Origin of the sequence: Micromonospora cremea (assembly GCF_900143515.1) — a bacterium.
GTDB classification, from domain to species: Bacteria; Actinomycetota; Actinomycetes; order Mycobacteriales; family Micromonosporaceae; genus Micromonospora; species Micromonospora cremea.
Map to the genome: position 1 here is coordinate 967,118 of NZ_FSQT01000001.1, position 13,032 is coordinate 980,149.

General features: G+C 69.8%; 13 protein-coding genes. 5 read left to right on the top strand and 8 right to left on the bottom strand.

Annotated features, from left to right (window positions below; all coding sequences use genetic code 11):
• Positions 1 to 40 precede the first annotated feature (40 nt).
• The 5 genes from BUS84_RS04365 (at position 41) to BUS84_RS40555 (ending at position 3,947) form a co-directional block, all read left to right on the top strand.
• Positions 41 to 694, top strand: coding sequence for a GNAT family N-acetyltransferase (locus tag BUS84_RS04365; RefSeq protein WP_074308948.1), 654 nt, complete (start codon positions 41 to 43; stop codon positions 692 to 694).
• A gap of 295 nt (positions 695 to 989) precedes the next feature.
• Entirely contained in the window at positions 990 to 1,340 is a 351-nt protein-coding gene (locus tag BUS84_RS04370; RefSeq protein WP_074308950.1) for a DoxX family protein, read from the top strand.
• A 520-nt stretch (positions 1,341 to 1,860) separates the two neighbouring features.
• Entirely contained in the window at positions 1,861 to 2,376 is a 516-nt protein-coding gene (locus tag BUS84_RS04375) for an inorganic diphosphatase (protein ID WP_074308952.1), read from the top strand.
• 603 nt (positions 2,377 to 2,979) lie between these two features.
• Positions 2,980 to 3,681: a hypothetical protein gene (locus BUS84_RS37275; protein ID WP_143728225.1), complete on the top strand. Its 702-nt coding sequence runs from the start codon at positions 2,980 to 2,982 to the stop codon at positions 3,679 to 3,681.
• 143 nt (positions 3,682 to 3,824) lie between these two features.
• Complete coding sequence (locus tag BUS84_RS40555) at positions 3,825 to 3,947, top strand: hypothetical protein (protein ID WP_280175090.1); 123 nt, start codon at positions 3,825 to 3,827, stop codon at positions 3,945 to 3,947.
• A gap of 40 nt (positions 3,948 to 3,987) precedes the next feature.
• On the opposite strand, the gene BUS84_RS04390 is transcribed toward BUS84_RS40555, so the two are convergent.
• Genes BUS84_RS04390 through BUS84_RS04425 form a run of 8 tightly spaced genes read right to left on the bottom strand, consistent with a single transcriptional unit; the run spans position 3,988 to position 13,029 of the window.
• Entirely contained in the window at positions 3,988 to 5,628 is a 1,641-nt protein-coding gene (locus BUS84_RS04390) for a DUF4127 family protein (protein ID WP_074308956.1), read from the bottom strand.
• 2 nt (positions 5,629 to 5,630) lie between these two features.
• Complete coding sequence (locus BUS84_RS04395) at positions 5,631 to 6,338, bottom strand: N-acetylmannosamine-6-phosphate 2-epimerase (protein ID WP_074308957.1); 708 nt, start codon at positions 6,336 to 6,338, stop codon at positions 5,631 to 5,633.
• Positions 6,335 to 7,249: an ROK family protein gene (locus BUS84_RS04400; protein WP_074308959.1), complete on the bottom strand. Its 915-nt coding sequence runs from the start codon at positions 7,247 to 7,249 to the stop codon at positions 6,335 to 6,337. The genes BUS84_RS04395 and BUS84_RS04400 overlap by 4 nt, the downstream gene beginning before the upstream one ends.
• Positions 7,246 to 8,088, bottom strand: a complete 843-nt coding sequence (locus BUS84_RS04405; RefSeq protein ID WP_074308961.1) for a carbohydrate ABC transporter permease — start codon at positions 8,086 to 8,088, stop codon at positions 7,246 to 7,248. Before BUS84_RS04405 ends, BUS84_RS04400 begins: the two co-directional genes overlap by 4 nt.
• Complete coding sequence (locus BUS84_RS04410; RefSeq protein WP_084757187.1) at positions 8,078 to 9,025, bottom strand: carbohydrate ABC transporter permease; 948 nt, start codon at positions 9,023 to 9,025, stop codon at positions 8,078 to 8,080. Before BUS84_RS04410 ends, BUS84_RS04405 begins: the two co-directional genes overlap by 11 nt.
• A gap of 11 nt (positions 9,026 to 9,036) precedes the next feature.
• Positions 9,037 to 10,320, bottom strand: coding sequence for an ABC transporter substrate-binding protein (locus BUS84_RS04415; RefSeq protein ID WP_074308963.1), 1,284 nt, complete (start codon positions 10,318 to 10,320; stop codon positions 9,037 to 9,039).
• Positions 10,321 to 10,347: 27 nt separating this feature from the next.
• Positions 10,348 to 11,943 carry an FAD-dependent oxidoreductase gene (locus BUS84_RS04420; RefSeq protein ID WP_074312062.1) on the bottom strand — a complete coding sequence of 532 codons (1,596 nt, stop codon included), beginning with the start codon at positions 11,941 to 11,943 and terminating at the stop codon, positions 10,348 to 10,350.
• A 39-nt stretch (positions 11,944 to 11,982) separates the two neighbouring features.
• Entirely contained in the window at positions 11,983 to 13,029 is a 1,047-nt protein-coding gene (locus BUS84_RS04425; RefSeq protein ID WP_074308965.1) for a LacI family DNA-binding transcriptional regulator, read from the bottom strand.
• Between the last annotated feature and the right edge of the window lie 3 nt (positions 13,030 to 13,032).

Below are 13,032 nucleotides of genomic sequence, written 5' to 3' on the forward strand. Positions count from 1 at the left end.
CTCGCCCCTCCGTGCCACCGCAACCAGGAGAACAATGATCATGAACGCTGTATTGGCCGACATCCTGGACGCGGCAGCACACGGGCACTTCCCTCCGCCGGACGGCGGGACCAGCGTGGTGCCGCAGCCAAGCCACCGCGACGCCGGAGTGATCGCATTTACGGCCCACTCCGTGGTGTTCACGGACGAGGACCCTCAGTGGGTACGCGGCATCCTGGCCGCTCAGGACTGCGACGCCCTGGCGGCCACGATGAATCCGGGCTTCCTGGGCGCGCTGCTCGACCGCACCCGGAGGTCCATGGACACGATCGACCTACTGACAGTTGCGAGCCCGCTGGCCGGTGCGCCCCCACTCACGTTGACCGAGCTTCCGGACGCCGGTCATCCACGTACGGCCAGGGCACGCAAGCGTCGTGATGACGTCCGTGTCTGGGCGGCGGACGGCGGGGTGGTCATTCTTGGTCGGGGCGTGGCTGGCCGTTGGGAGGCGTCGATAGAGGTCGACGAGGGAAATCGTCACCGGGGCCTGGGGCGGGCGCTGGCGATGGCCGCTCGGCATCTGGTGCCCGACGAGCAGCCAGTCTGGTCACAGCAGGCCGCCGGCAACGCGCGCAGTGTGCGGGCCTTCCAAGCCGCCGGGTTTCGACCGGTGGGAGCCGAAGCGCTGCTCCTCGGTCCGCCAACCGGGCCATGACAAAGCTTCTAGGCACGCGCATGCTCAGCTTGTGGTCTTCGCCTACGAATCCGGCCGGGTCAGCCCCCGGAACCGCTGACCGCTCAGTTGGCGGGGCGAGCTGGGTCCGGATATCGCGGTTGCGGCGACGGTTGCCGCCGAGGCAGCAATGCCGGGTACGTACCGACCCGGCAGTCCTTTTGTCTATTCGGCGTGACGCCGAACGCGAGGACGTCGGGTCCGGCGCTCGACTTCGGCACCCGTGCCTTCGTGGCCTCAACTCAGCCTTCACGCCAACACTCACCACGGGGATCCCATGTTTGCCACCTACGTCACGGTCACCATTCTCGACTCGGTCTTCAACGGCATCGCCGCCTTCACCTACCTGAGCGGCCACGACTATCCGAAAGCCCAAGCGGACATAAAGCGCGTACCACGGTCGTGGTTACCGGTGTTGGGCATGCTGCTGGCGGCAGGCTCGCTGGGGCTGCTGGCAGGGCTCGCCGTTCCACTGCTGGGGACGCTTGCCGCCGTCGGTCTCGTGCTGTACTTCCTCGGTGCGCTCGTTGCTCACCTGCGGGTCGGTTCCCGCCGGCTTGTGGGATGGGCCGTCTTCTTCTTCACTGCGGTCGCCGCACTGGCCGTCAACCTGAGCTACCACCGGTGATCCGCGAAGGCAGTGCGACACCAGCGCCGGGCAAGCCGCAGTGCTCAAGGCTTGTGCTCAGCCGACAATTGGAGTGACAGAGCTGCGCTGCGTTGCCGTAACTTCCCTCGCTTTCATGCGCGCTATGAAGACGGGGCGTTCTGACCGGGCGTGCGTTGGCGATGCCTTGATGAGGGTCGGTGGGAGTTGTAGAAGTCCTCGAACTTCCCGTCACGGTCCCGGATCCAGGAACCGGGCCCTGCAGGTCCTCGCTCTGCTCCTTCCTCTGTTGCGCTCACCTTGCTCCTGGGCGAACTGACCTACCACAACGGTCCCGCATCGATCGAATGCCGGCGGGCCCCCACCGCGGCGGAACACTCTCGGGGTGCCTGCATTGCCCCGCCGAACCAGCCGTTACAGCTACTGGCCGGCCGCGTTGTTGTCGGTGTTCGACACTCGCACGACAGCGAGATCGTCATGTTCATCACCGACCAGGCCAATAGCCGGTCCGAGACTGAGGTCCGAAGGGCGGAGCAGCCGCATGGAGTTCGACGTCACCATCGAGGTCCCCAAGGGAACACGCAACAAGTACGAGATGGATCGCCAGACCGGTCGGATCCGGCTGAACCGCACCCTGTTCACCGCGACTCAGTACCCGGCCGACTACGGCTTCATCGAAGACACCCTCGGCGAAGACACCGACCCCCTCGACGCGCTGGTACTGGTACAGGAACCGACCTTTCCCGGTTGCCTCATCCAATGCCGGGCCATCGGGATGTTCCGGATGCGGGACGAGAAGGGTCCCGACCCGAAGGTGCTGTGCGTGCCCACGGCTGACCCCCGCCTCGCGTACCTAGGCGACATCACGGATCTGGAACACTTCCACAAGCTGGAGATCCAACACTTCTTCGAGGTGTACAAGGACCTGGAGCCGGGCAAAAGCGTCGACGTCGAACGCGGGATCTGGGCCGGCCGCACCGAATCCGAGGCGGAGATCAGACGCTCACAGGAACGCGCACGCCAGCCGACCTCTGCCCCGCCGTGCTCGACGAACTGATCTCGTCGGCATGGCACCACGTCCATCAGTACGCCAATAATCCGATTGAGGCTGATCACAGCCAGCTCAAACACCGGTTGAGGCCGATGCGCGGGCTATGAACGGACAACACATCGCAGGTGATCATCGCCGGCCACGCGTTCATGCAGAACCTCCGCCGCGGCCACTACGAACTCCCCGTCGACGCCCCGCCGGGTACGCGGGTCGCCCTTGCGTTTACCGAACTCGCCCAAGCGACCTGACCGCGGGCCCTGCACGGGCTCAATGTGGCTTTCGATCCCCAATGCAACGGTGCCGCAAGGGTCAAGCGTTTCAGCACCGGCCGGCGCAGGGCTGACGGCAGGACACGGGCGCGCCCCGCCCACCAACAGGTGGGCGGGGCGCGGCCGGCGTTGAGTGGGGTCCCGCAGAACGGCAGTACCCGCGGGGCCTCCGCCGCCGAGATTATGCCTTGGCGTCGACGTCCGACGGCGGCCGGCCCGGCGCCGACCCGGACACCTTGGGACTACCTGCCGGCCTGACGTAACGCGGCGAGGCGCGGCGACGCAGGTGGACCGGGGCCCCTGGCAGGCCCGGCCCACCTACGGAAGGAAACGCTCCGCGATGCGTCGCCCTGTTGTGTCGATCATTCTGTCGCTGCTTGTCGTAGGCGGCCTTGCAGCCTGTGGCGCCGCGGAGCCAGCCGGGGCGCAGTGGCAGGCGGCGGCGACCCCCGCTTCGCCGACGGCCAAGCCGGCGCCACCACCGCCTCGACCCGCGCCGAAGAACAAGGAGGAGGCGGGCCGGCAGGCGCGGCTCGCGCTTGCCGACCTGTCGACGTTTCGCCAGGAGACTGCGGAGCACACCAGCGAGAACTCCGACGATTGGCGGCTGCGTTCGCTCTGTCGCGACATCCTGCCGTCGGATCGACTCGCCTCCGCTGGTCGCGAACGCCGCTGGGTGAAGTCGCCGATCTGGATCCGCCAGCACGTCGTCGGCTACCTGACCGTGCCCGGCCGCAAGCTGATCGGTGAGCTGCGAACGGTGTTGAAGACGTGCCGGTCGTATCGAACGAGCGAAGGCCGGACCGCGACGATCGTGCCATGGACCCCGGCCGGGGTACCGGCGAATCCGGACGTGGTGACCTTCTGCGAGCGCCAGCAGACGGACGACGGCCCTCTCAGCCAGTGCACGATCATGATGGCGCGCGGTTCCTACGTGCTCAACCTGGACGCCTCCGACGGCGACGGGGACCTCAAGAAGTCCCAGGCGATGGTCGCCAAGCTCTATCCCCTGGTCACCGAGGCGTTCGTCAAGGCCACCTGACCGGGCAGCCCGCGGCCGGGGCCTGGCTATGGCCGTGGCGCTCGATGTCGGCTCGATCTGGCTGGTCTACGTGGTGGCGTTCGGCGTCGGCACCGCCGCGATCAAGGAGGACCAGGCCGCCAGTCCGGGCGAGAGGAGCTCCGTTGGGATCGCACCCACAGGCTCTCTCGGCCGGCACCGTGCCGCCGAATTCGCCGGCGACCGGAGTGGTCGTCGACGAGGCATCGGTGCTCACCGAGGAGCAGTTGAACCGCGCTCCTCGGTGAGGTCGCCGGTGTGCAGCGCCTGGTGCTCGTCGGGCGCCTGTCAGGACAGTTGCAGCTGAGGCTCGAGGATCACCTCGAAGAGCCGGTCCCACGGCAGCTCGACACGTGCCGACTCGAAGCGAGCGAGGGTCGCTGTGAACGTCTTCGCGCCTCGCTGGCCAAGCACCATGCGGTGCCCGGCGAAGTGGTCGGCGAAGTACCGCTCGGTCAGCGGCACCAGCCGTTCGCTGACCCAGCCGTCGAAGTAGCTCTTCTGCTCGGGGGTGAGCGCGAGCGGGTCCCAGCCCTGCGCCCGTGCGTGCGCGTACGCCTCGACCTGCACGATGTTCTTCCACGGGTCGTCCTTGACGAACCGGTAGAGCAGGTACTCGGCGTGCGCCTGACCGGGCCCGCGCAGGTCGGGCACACCGGACCCACTGCCGGAGGAGCGGAGGTACGCCCACCGGGCGGTGCCGTGCCCGAGCGCCAGGCCGAGGGCGTTGCCGCCGGTGTTCCACCCCGAGTACGACAGCAGCGCCGCGAGATCCAGGCGGCTCTCCATCCGCGCGACCAGGTCGTGGTCCGCCTTGTTCACGATGAGCGGGTCTACCACGATGACCGGGGTGCCGGCAGCCAGCAGCGTGCCGATCCGCCCGACGAAGGCGTCTAGGTCAGCGGCCCGCTGCCCGGGTGCCGACGAGGGGGTGTTCACGGCGAGCACGATGTCCGCGTCGCCGCTCACGACCCGTCCCCCCAGGGCGGCCACGTGCCGGCGGATGTTCTCCGCGAACGGGATGCCCTCCAGTTGAGCGGTCCAGTCCTCGCCCGAGACGCCGGCGTACTCCACCCGGTAGGTGGGCGCGGTGCGGGCCGCGATCACCCGCGCGACCAGCAACGCGTCGACCTCGTCGGCGCCGGGGAAGATTTCCACCCGGTCGCCGACGTCGAGTTGGGCGACAAGCGCCTCCAGTTCCACCCGCTCGGCTCGGGCCAGGCCGACCGGCGCGGTGTCGTCCTCGGAGAGCACGAGGTGACTGATGGTGCCGTCGGCGACCCACTCGACCATCAGCCGGTTGACCTGGTGGTTGCGGGCCCGCGCGGCGAGATAGTCCTCAACGACCTGGTCGGGGATCCGCGCCCGGGCGGCGTCGAGCTGGGCCCGCAGCTCCTCCTGCCCGAGGTTCACCACCTGGTCGTAGAGCTTCGCCCAGGTGACCAGCAGGTCGCGGTACTTGTCCAGCTCGGTGCCGGTGCTGGTGATGGCGAGGCGCTGGATGGTGTCGTGCACCTCGATCACCGCCCCCGGCCGGGTCGAGCGAAGGTTACGGATCGCGGCCAGGTTCTCCAGGGCGGCGGCCAGGGTCGGGGCGGCGGTGCGTGAGGCGATCAGGCCGCCGTAGGCGAGCATGCTGACCGAGATCACGTACCCGTCGACGCCGTCGGTGGTGCCGAGCCAGCGGGCGATGGCGGCTCCGTCGCCGGGGGTGAAGAAGCGGCCCAGCATTTCGCGCGGCGGCAGCTGCACCTGGGCGCCGGCGCTCGCCGCGGTCATCTGCGGTGCGTAGGTGTTGACCGGCCGGTCGTCCAAGGGCACCAGCGCCACGGTCAGCTGCTGGTTGGCGGGCCCGGCGAATGCGGGTCGGCCGATCGCCACGGTGGCCAGCCCGGCCATGCCGGTGGCCAGGAGGGTACGCCTTCTCATGCTCACTCCTTCTTTGTCGGTGCGCTCGCCGCGCGGGGGGTGGCCGGCACGAGCCGGCGGGTGATCCACAGCGGTGAGGTGACGGCGTTGCCCATCACCACCGCGTGCGCACCGGCCTCGAAGGCCCGGCCGATCTGTTCCGTGGTGCGGTACCGCCCTTCGGCGACCACCGGCACGGGTAGCAGTGCGGCGAGTCGCGCCACGAGCCCGAGGTCGGGCCCGTCAGTCGGTGGGCTGGCCGGGGTGTAGCCGGACAGTGTGGTGGCGACGGCGTCCGCGCCAGCCTCGACGGCGGAGACGCCCTCGGTTGTGGTGGAGACGTCGGCCAGGATCAGTGCGTCGGTCCGTTCGCGGATCACGCGGACCGTCTCGGCGAAGGGGCGCCCGTCCGGTCGGGGGCGGTCGGTGGCGTCGATCGCGATGATGTCCGCCCCGGCCAGCGCCACCTCGAGCGCGTGGGCCGCAGTCGGGGTGATGAAGACGTCCTCGGTGCCGTGCTTGTACAGCCCGATCACCGGAACGTCGACGGCGGCGCGTACCGCTCTGACGTCGTCCGGTCCGTTGACCCGGACCGCCACCGCGCCGCCGCGTACCACCGCGGCCGCCACCCGGGCCTGGACGTACGGGTCACGCATCGGGTCGTCAGGCTCGTCAGGCAGCGGTTGGCAGGACACCACCAGCCCGCCGGCCAGGTCGTCAAGCACGGTCACCCGTTCGTCCTTTCGATGTCGCGAATGTCCATGACCAGTCGGGCCGCGCCGACCACGACGGCGTCGGCGCCCAGCGTGGCGGGCAGCAGCGGAACGCCGGCCCAGCCCGCGGGCAACTCGGCCGAGTAGGCGACCGACGCGGCGGGCAGCAGGGCGCCGGCCGCGCCACCGGCCACCAGGACAGCTTCCGGATCGAGCAGGGCCACCAACCCCGCCAGGGTCGCGCCGAGGACGGTTCCGGCCCGCTCCACGACCCGCTGGGCGACCCGGTCCCCGGCCGCGGCGCGGTCCGCCACAGCCCGCCCGGTGACGCGGGTGCCGGTCTCGATGGAGTACGCGGCGGCCAGCCCGCTGCCGGAGGCGATCGCCTCCAGATGCCCGTACCGGCCGCACCCGCACCGCAGCCGTTCGGCGCCCGGGGCCGGCAGATGCCCGACCTCGCCAGCGGCGCCGCGGGCACCGGCCTCGACGCGGCCGTTCCGGACGACCGCCCCGCCCAGCCCGGTGCCCACGGCCACCAGCAGCACATGAGCGCGCTCCCGTCCCGCACCGGCCCAGCATTCGCCCAGCGCGGCGGCGTTCACGTCGTTGGTGACCAGCACGGGTCGACCCAGCCGGGCGGCCAGCGCGTCGGCGACCGGGGTGCCAGTCCAGCCGGGCAGGCTGTCGGTGGCGTACCGGATGCCGCCGGTTGCGGGGTCGACCGTGCCGGCGGTGCCCACCCCCACCGGCCCGGCCGCCACGCCGAGCAGGTCGGTGGCCAGGCGGGCGGCGGCGTCCAGCACGGCCCCAGGCCCGGACCGGGCGGGCGTGGGCACCTCGCGGCGCTCCACCACCTGCCCGCCCCGGTCGACCAGCGCGGCCGCCGTCTTGGTGCCGCCGATGTCGATGCCGACCACCGGTGTCGTCATCCCTTGAGGCCGGTGTGCGCGAGGCCCTCGACGAACTGCTTCTGCGCGATGACGAAAACCACCAGGACGGGCAGCGCGGTCATCGACGCCGCGGCCATCTGGACGTCCCACATGGGGCCGCCGTAGGCGTCGACGAACTGGGTGAGCGCCTGGGGCAGGGTGAACTTCTCCGGCGAGGAGAGGAACACGATCGGTTCCAGGTAGAGGTTCCAGCTGTGCAGGAAGGTGAAGATGGCCACCGCGCCCAGTGCCGGCCGCGACAGCGGCAGGGCGATCCGCCAGAAGGTGGCGAAGCGGCCCAGCCCGTCGACGCGGGCCGCCTCCTCCAGCTCGCCGGGGAGGCTGATGAAGAACTGCCGCATGATGAACGTCGCCAGGACGCTCGGCGCGCCGAAGATCGGCACCAGGATCAGCGGCCAGTGGGTGTTGACCAGGCCGAGTTTGAAGAACATCTGGAACATCGGCACGATCGTCACCTCGCTGGGAATGAGCAGGCCCGCGAGGACGACCAGGAACAACACGTTCTGGCCCCGGAACCGGATGCGCGCGAAGGCGTACCCGGCCAGCGCCGACACGGCCATGGTGCCGACCGTGACGACCAGCGCGATGTAGAGGCTGTTCAAGTACTGCTGCCCGAACGGCTGCAACTCGAACACCCGCTCGTAGGCGTCGAGCCGCGGGTGGGTCGGCAAAAGCTTCGGCGGGAACGCGAAGATGTCCGCCACCGGCTTCAGCGACGAGGTGACCATCCACCAGGTCGGGAAGACGAACGGGATCGCCAGGACCAGCAGTACCCCGTAGAGGACCAGCTTGCTCCGCCGGGACAGCTCACGATTCATGGAAGACCCACCTCTTGCGCATCTGCCACTGCAGCACGGTGAGAGCGAGCACGATGACGAACAGCAGGATCGACAGCGTGGCGCCGTAGCCGAAGTGATGGAACTGGAAGGCCTGCTGGTACAGGTAGTAGACGAGCACCGTCGTCGATGTGCCGGGTCCGCCCTGGGTGAGCACCGCGATCTGCGCGAAGACCTGCAGCGACCCGACCACGGTGATGATCGACGTCAGCAGGATCGTCGGGCTGATCAGCGGTACGGTGATCCGCCAGAACTGGCGCATCCGACTCGCCCCGTCCACCTCCGCGGCCTCGTACAGCTCCGCCGGCACGCCCTGCAGGGCGGCCAGGAACAGCACCATGTTCAGGCCGACGTTCTTGAACACCTGCACGACGATCACGGACACCATCGCGGTGCCCTCGCCGCGCAGCCAGTTCGGCCCGTCCACGCCGACGGTGTCGAGCAGGCCGTTGATCCCGCCGTTGTCCTGAAGCAGGAAGCCCCAGACGATGGTCCAGGCCACCAGCGAGACCACCACCGGGGAGAAGAACAGCGTGCGGAACAGGATCGTGCCCCGCAGCCTCTGGTTCAGCAGGACGGCCAGCAGCAAGGCCAGGCCGAGGTTGACCACCACCAGGCCGATCGAGAACAGCCCGGTGGCGCGCAGCACCGCGCCGAGGTTGGGATCCTCGGCGAGAGCCTTGTAGTTGTCGGTGCCGACGAATTCGAAGGTGCCCGCGAGCACGTTCCACTCGTGCAGGCTGTACCAGAGCACGAGGATCAGCGGCAGGATCACGAAGACGACGCTGCCGATCAGTTGCGGGGCGATGAACACATAACCGGCGAGCTGGTCCCGGCGGCGGCTGGTCCAGAACGGCCGGGCCGGGCCCGGGGCGGGCCCGGCAGTAGCCGAGCCCACCCTGGTGTCCGTCTGGGTCATGATCGTTGGCCTTACTTCGCCAGCAGCGGCTGGATCTTGGCGCAGACGCCGTCGAGTACGGCCTTGACGTCCGCGTTCGGCTGCCACAGCGGGTCGAGGCCGGCGCGGACCTGCTGGCTCAGCTCGGCCTGTCCGGAGTGGTTGGGCTTGACCACGCCGTTGGTGATGCCGTCGATGACGACCTTCTGCAACTGCTCCGGCTTGAGCTTCGGGTTCGTCTTGGCGAGTGTCTCGGCGGTCAGCTGCGACTGTCGGGGCGCCGGGAAGAACTGGGCGAGCTTCGCCGAGTTCGTGGGGTTGGTGAAGAAGGCCAGGAAGTCGGCCGCCTGCTTGGCGTGCGGGCTCTTCTTCATCACCCCGAGGCCGGCCTGGCCGACCACCGCGTAGTCTCCCTTCGGCCCGGCCGGCAGCGGCACCAGGTCCCACCCGAAGCCGCCGTCCTTGAGCAGCGAGGCGCGGGAGATCTGGGTGATCGTCATGGCCGAGTCACCGGCGAAGAAGTCGGCGGTCGTGCCCGGGCCGGGCAGCGCCTTCTGGGTGAAGGTGGCCTTGTGCAGGGTGGTCATCGCGTCGACCATCTCCGGGCTGTTGAAGCCGCAGGTCTTGCCGTCCTCGCTCCATGCCTGGGCTCCCCACCCGGTCCAGAAGGTGGACAGGTTGTCCCAGCCCTTGTAGTCGAAGTCCCGAATGACCAGGCCGGCCTTGCCGGAATTCGCCGCCGTCGCCGCAGCGGTGGCCAGGGCGTTGTCCCAGGTCCACTGACCGGCCGCGATCAGCTCGGCCGGCGTCTTCTGCCCGGCCTTCTTGAGCAGGTCGGTATTGACGAAAACCCCGAACGGCGAGGTGGAGAAGGGGTACGCGAACAACTTCCCGTCGTTCTGCCAGAGCTTGAGGGTGGCGGGGGAGATGTCCTCGTACTGGTAACCCTCGGCCTTCTTGAGCGTGTCGTCGAGGGGCAGCAGCGCGCCCGAGGCGACGAAGTCCGGCGCGGAGTTCTCGAACACCCACGCGAGGTCGGGCGCGTTCCCGCCCGCGATCTGGGTGGTCAGGGTCGTGGTGTAGGTGTCGAACGGCAGCGGGTCGAACTTGATCTCAGCCACGTCCGGGTGGCTCTTGCGGTACTCCTCGGCGATCTCGTTGAACAGCTTGAGGTGCGCCTCGTTGGCCGACCAGACGGTCATCCGCAGCTTCGCCGGGCCGCTGTCGGCGGCCTCGCCACCGCCGCCGCAGGCGGTCAGGGCGAGTGCGCCGGCCAGTGCCACGGCGACGCCGCGCAGGGCCTTTCCTGCTCTCACAATTTTCTCCTCACCGGGGGTGTGTATTTAGTAGCCCGCGATCCGCGGCCAGCGCTGTTCCACGCCGGCCGCGGTGAGGCGGTCCTGGAAGTCGGCCAGCAGACCGGGGGTGTTGCGGACCGCACGCGGGGACTCGCCCCGCGCCAGACAGAAGTCGGCGAGCAGACCGGCGACCTCGCCGACGTTCCACTCGACCGGGTGCAGCCGGTAGCTGCCGTTGGTGACGTGGGTGGTGCCGATGTTCTTGCCGGCCGGCAGCAGGTTCTCCATCCGCCGCGGGATCAGCGCGCCGAGCGGGATCTCGAACGGGCAGGAGCCGACGTCGATGTAGTTGTCGCCGCCGGTCGACGGGTGCAGGTCGATCCGGTACATGCCCACGCCCACCGCGTCCGGGTAGCTGACCGCGCCGCGATCGCCCCGGACCGCCAGGGACAGGTCCTGCTCGGCCACGGTGTACTCGGCCCGGATCCGGCGGGACTCGCGGATGTACGGGGCCTGGGCCAGGCCGTCCGAGCTGCCGGTCACGTCGCCGCGCAGCCGCAGCCCCGGGAAGCCGGTGCCGCCGTCCGGCCGGGGCGCCTCCGTCTGCAGCCAGTAGAGCACCGAGTACGACAGCTCGCGGGCCTTGGACAGGTGCCACGACGCGTTCGGCACGTCGATGACCGGACCCTCGAAGTAGTCGATCATCGGCCAGTTGACCAGCGTGATGTCGCTGCCGTACGCGCCGTCGGTGAAGTTGCGTCGCGCAGCGATCCGCCGAAACGTCCACAGGTTGCCGTCACCGGGGTTGACGCGTTGATCGGCGTTGACGCTCAGCGGGTCGTCGTCCGGGTTGGGGGTGAAGCTGCGCTCGACGATCTCCAGCGTGCGAGGGTGCGGCGACTTCCAGGACAGCAGCCGGTCACCCCAGAAGTCGGGCTTGTAGTCGCGCCAGAAGTCGTACCCCGCGGGGCGGTCGATGGTGTGGTCGCCGTCGACGTGGTCGAGGGCGAAGCAGACGGACACCGCCTGCATGTTCATCGGCTGGGCCACGGCCGGGGCGCTCGGCTCACCGGTCTCCGCCTGCGACTCGAACCCGGTGACGTACTCGGTGCCCGTCAGCGGCAGCAACTCGCCGGTCTCGGTGGCGTCCAGGACGTACGGCGCGACCACGTCGATCCGCTCGTCCCGGTCGCGGTGCGCCAGCGTCACGCCGGTCACCCGGTCCCCGTCGGTCTCGGCGGCGACCGGCCGGTACGGCTGCAGCACCCGCAGCCGGCCCGAACCGAGGTACGGGGCGAGCATCTGTTCGAGGACGGCGACCGCCACCCGCGGCTCGTGGCAGATCCGGCTGACCCAACCCGCACCGGGGTTGAGGTCCGTCCAGGCCCGGGACCGTTCGGTCAACGGGTAGTGGCGACGGTAGTAGTCGCGGATGCCGTTGCGCAGCGCCCGGTAGCTGGCGGTGGCGCCGAACTGCTCGATCCAGGAGTGTTCGTCCGGCGGGACGGCCTGGCTGGTGAGTTGCCCGCCGAGCCAGTCGAACTCCTCGGTCAGGATGACGGACCGGCCGGCCCGGGCCGCGGCGAGCGCCGCGGCGACGCCGCCCAGTCCGCCCCCGACGACGAGGACGTCCGTACGCATGATGACCACTTGCTTCCTTCCAGTTGCGCGGCCGACCGCTCAGCGTCGGTCGACCGCCCGATCAGGGGTGCCGAGGGTGATGCCCTCGACGATCTCGCAGGCGAGAAGTCGCTGCTGGAGGCCGGGGGCGCTGCCATCGATGACGCCCGTCAACACCTCGACCGACTGTCGGCCCATCTCCTCGCGGGGGATGCGGAACCCGGTGAACGCGATGTCGGTGGGGACCGGGACCGTCGGGTCGCCGAGGGTCACGATCGACAGGTCCCCGGGCACGGTCAGGCCGCGCCGACGGGCGGCCGACTCCAGCGCGACCGCCGTGGCGAAGTCCTCCACGAAGACGACGGTGGTCCCGTCGGCCATCAGGGTGTCGACGATCGTGTCGGCCTCCCCGGCCAGCGCCGACAGCTGCCCGGCGCTCTCCGCGGTCGTCGCGGCGGCGCGGAACCCACGGAGCCGGTCTTCGGAGGATTCCGCGGTGGTGCCCATGCTCACGTACGTCAGGCGGCGGTGACCGCGGCTCAGCGCCACCTCGACGAGCCGGGCCACCGCCGAGGCGTAGTCGGCGCCGACGTAGGGGACCGGCCCGCCGGCGTCGTTGCGGCGCCCGACGGCGACGTACGGATATCCGTCACGGTTGAGCCGGTGCAGCTCGGCGCCGTCGATCTCGCGCCCGAGCAGGATGCACCCGTCGGCCAGACGCAGCCGGTTGTCCTGGTGGAAGATGCGTCGCCGGCCGTCCACCACCGGTGCGCTGGTGAGCAGCAGCAGGTCGCAGCCGACCCGCTCGGCGTTCTCCTCGATACCGAGCAGGAACGGGTGGAAGAAGTCCCGGCTGCCGCTGGGGAAGGCGGGCTCGTACGTGAAGACGCCGAGGATCCGGTTGAACCGCGAGGCGAGGCGGCGGGCCACGGGGTCGGCGGCGTACCCGGTCTCGGCGATGACCCGCAACACCCGGTCCCGGGTCTCCGGGGCGATGCGGACGTCGGCGTCGGTCCGATTGTTGAGCACCAGCGACACCGTCGCCTGACTGACACCGGCCATCCGCGCGATGTCACGTTGGGTGACGCGTCTGGGGGGAGCGGTCACGTC

Bases quoted from the DNA above. Each gene is read 5' to 3' on its own strand.
- BUS84_RS04410 (WP_084757187.1), bottom strand. From the start codon at position 9,025: ATGACCCAGACGGACACCAGGGTGGGCTCGGCTACTGCCGGGCCCGCC.
- BUS84_RS04365 (WP_074308948.1), top strand. From the start codon at position 41: ATGAACGCTGTATTGGCCGACATCCTGGACGCGGCAGCACACGGGCAC.
- BUS84_RS04420 (WP_074312062.1), bottom strand. From the start codon at position 11,943: ATGCGTACGGACGTCCTCGTCGTCGGGGGCGGACTGGGCGGCGTCGCC.
- BUS84_RS04370 (WP_074308950.1), top strand. From the start codon at position 990: ATGTTTGCCACCTACGTCACGGTCACCATTCTCGACTCGGTCTTCAAC.
- BUS84_RS04405 (WP_074308961.1), bottom strand. From the start codon at position 8,088: ATGAATCGTGAGCTGTCCCGGCGGAGCAAGCTGGTCCTCTACGGGGTA.
- BUS84_RS04375 (WP_074308952.1), top strand. From the start codon at position 1,861: ATGGAGTTCGACGTCACCATCGAGGTCCCCAAGGGAACACGCAACAAG.
- BUS84_RS04390 (WP_074308956.1), bottom strand. From the start codon at position 5,628: ATGAGAAGGCGTACCCTCCTGGCCACCGGCATGGCCGGGCTGGCCACC.
- BUS84_RS04400 (WP_074308959.1), bottom strand. From the start codon at position 7,249: ATGACGACACCGGTGGTCGGCATCGACATCGGCGGCACCAAGACGGCG.
- BUS84_RS37275 (WP_143728225.1), top strand. From the start codon at position 2,980: ATGCGTCGCCCTGTTGTGTCGATCATTCTGTCGCTGCTTGTCGTAGGC.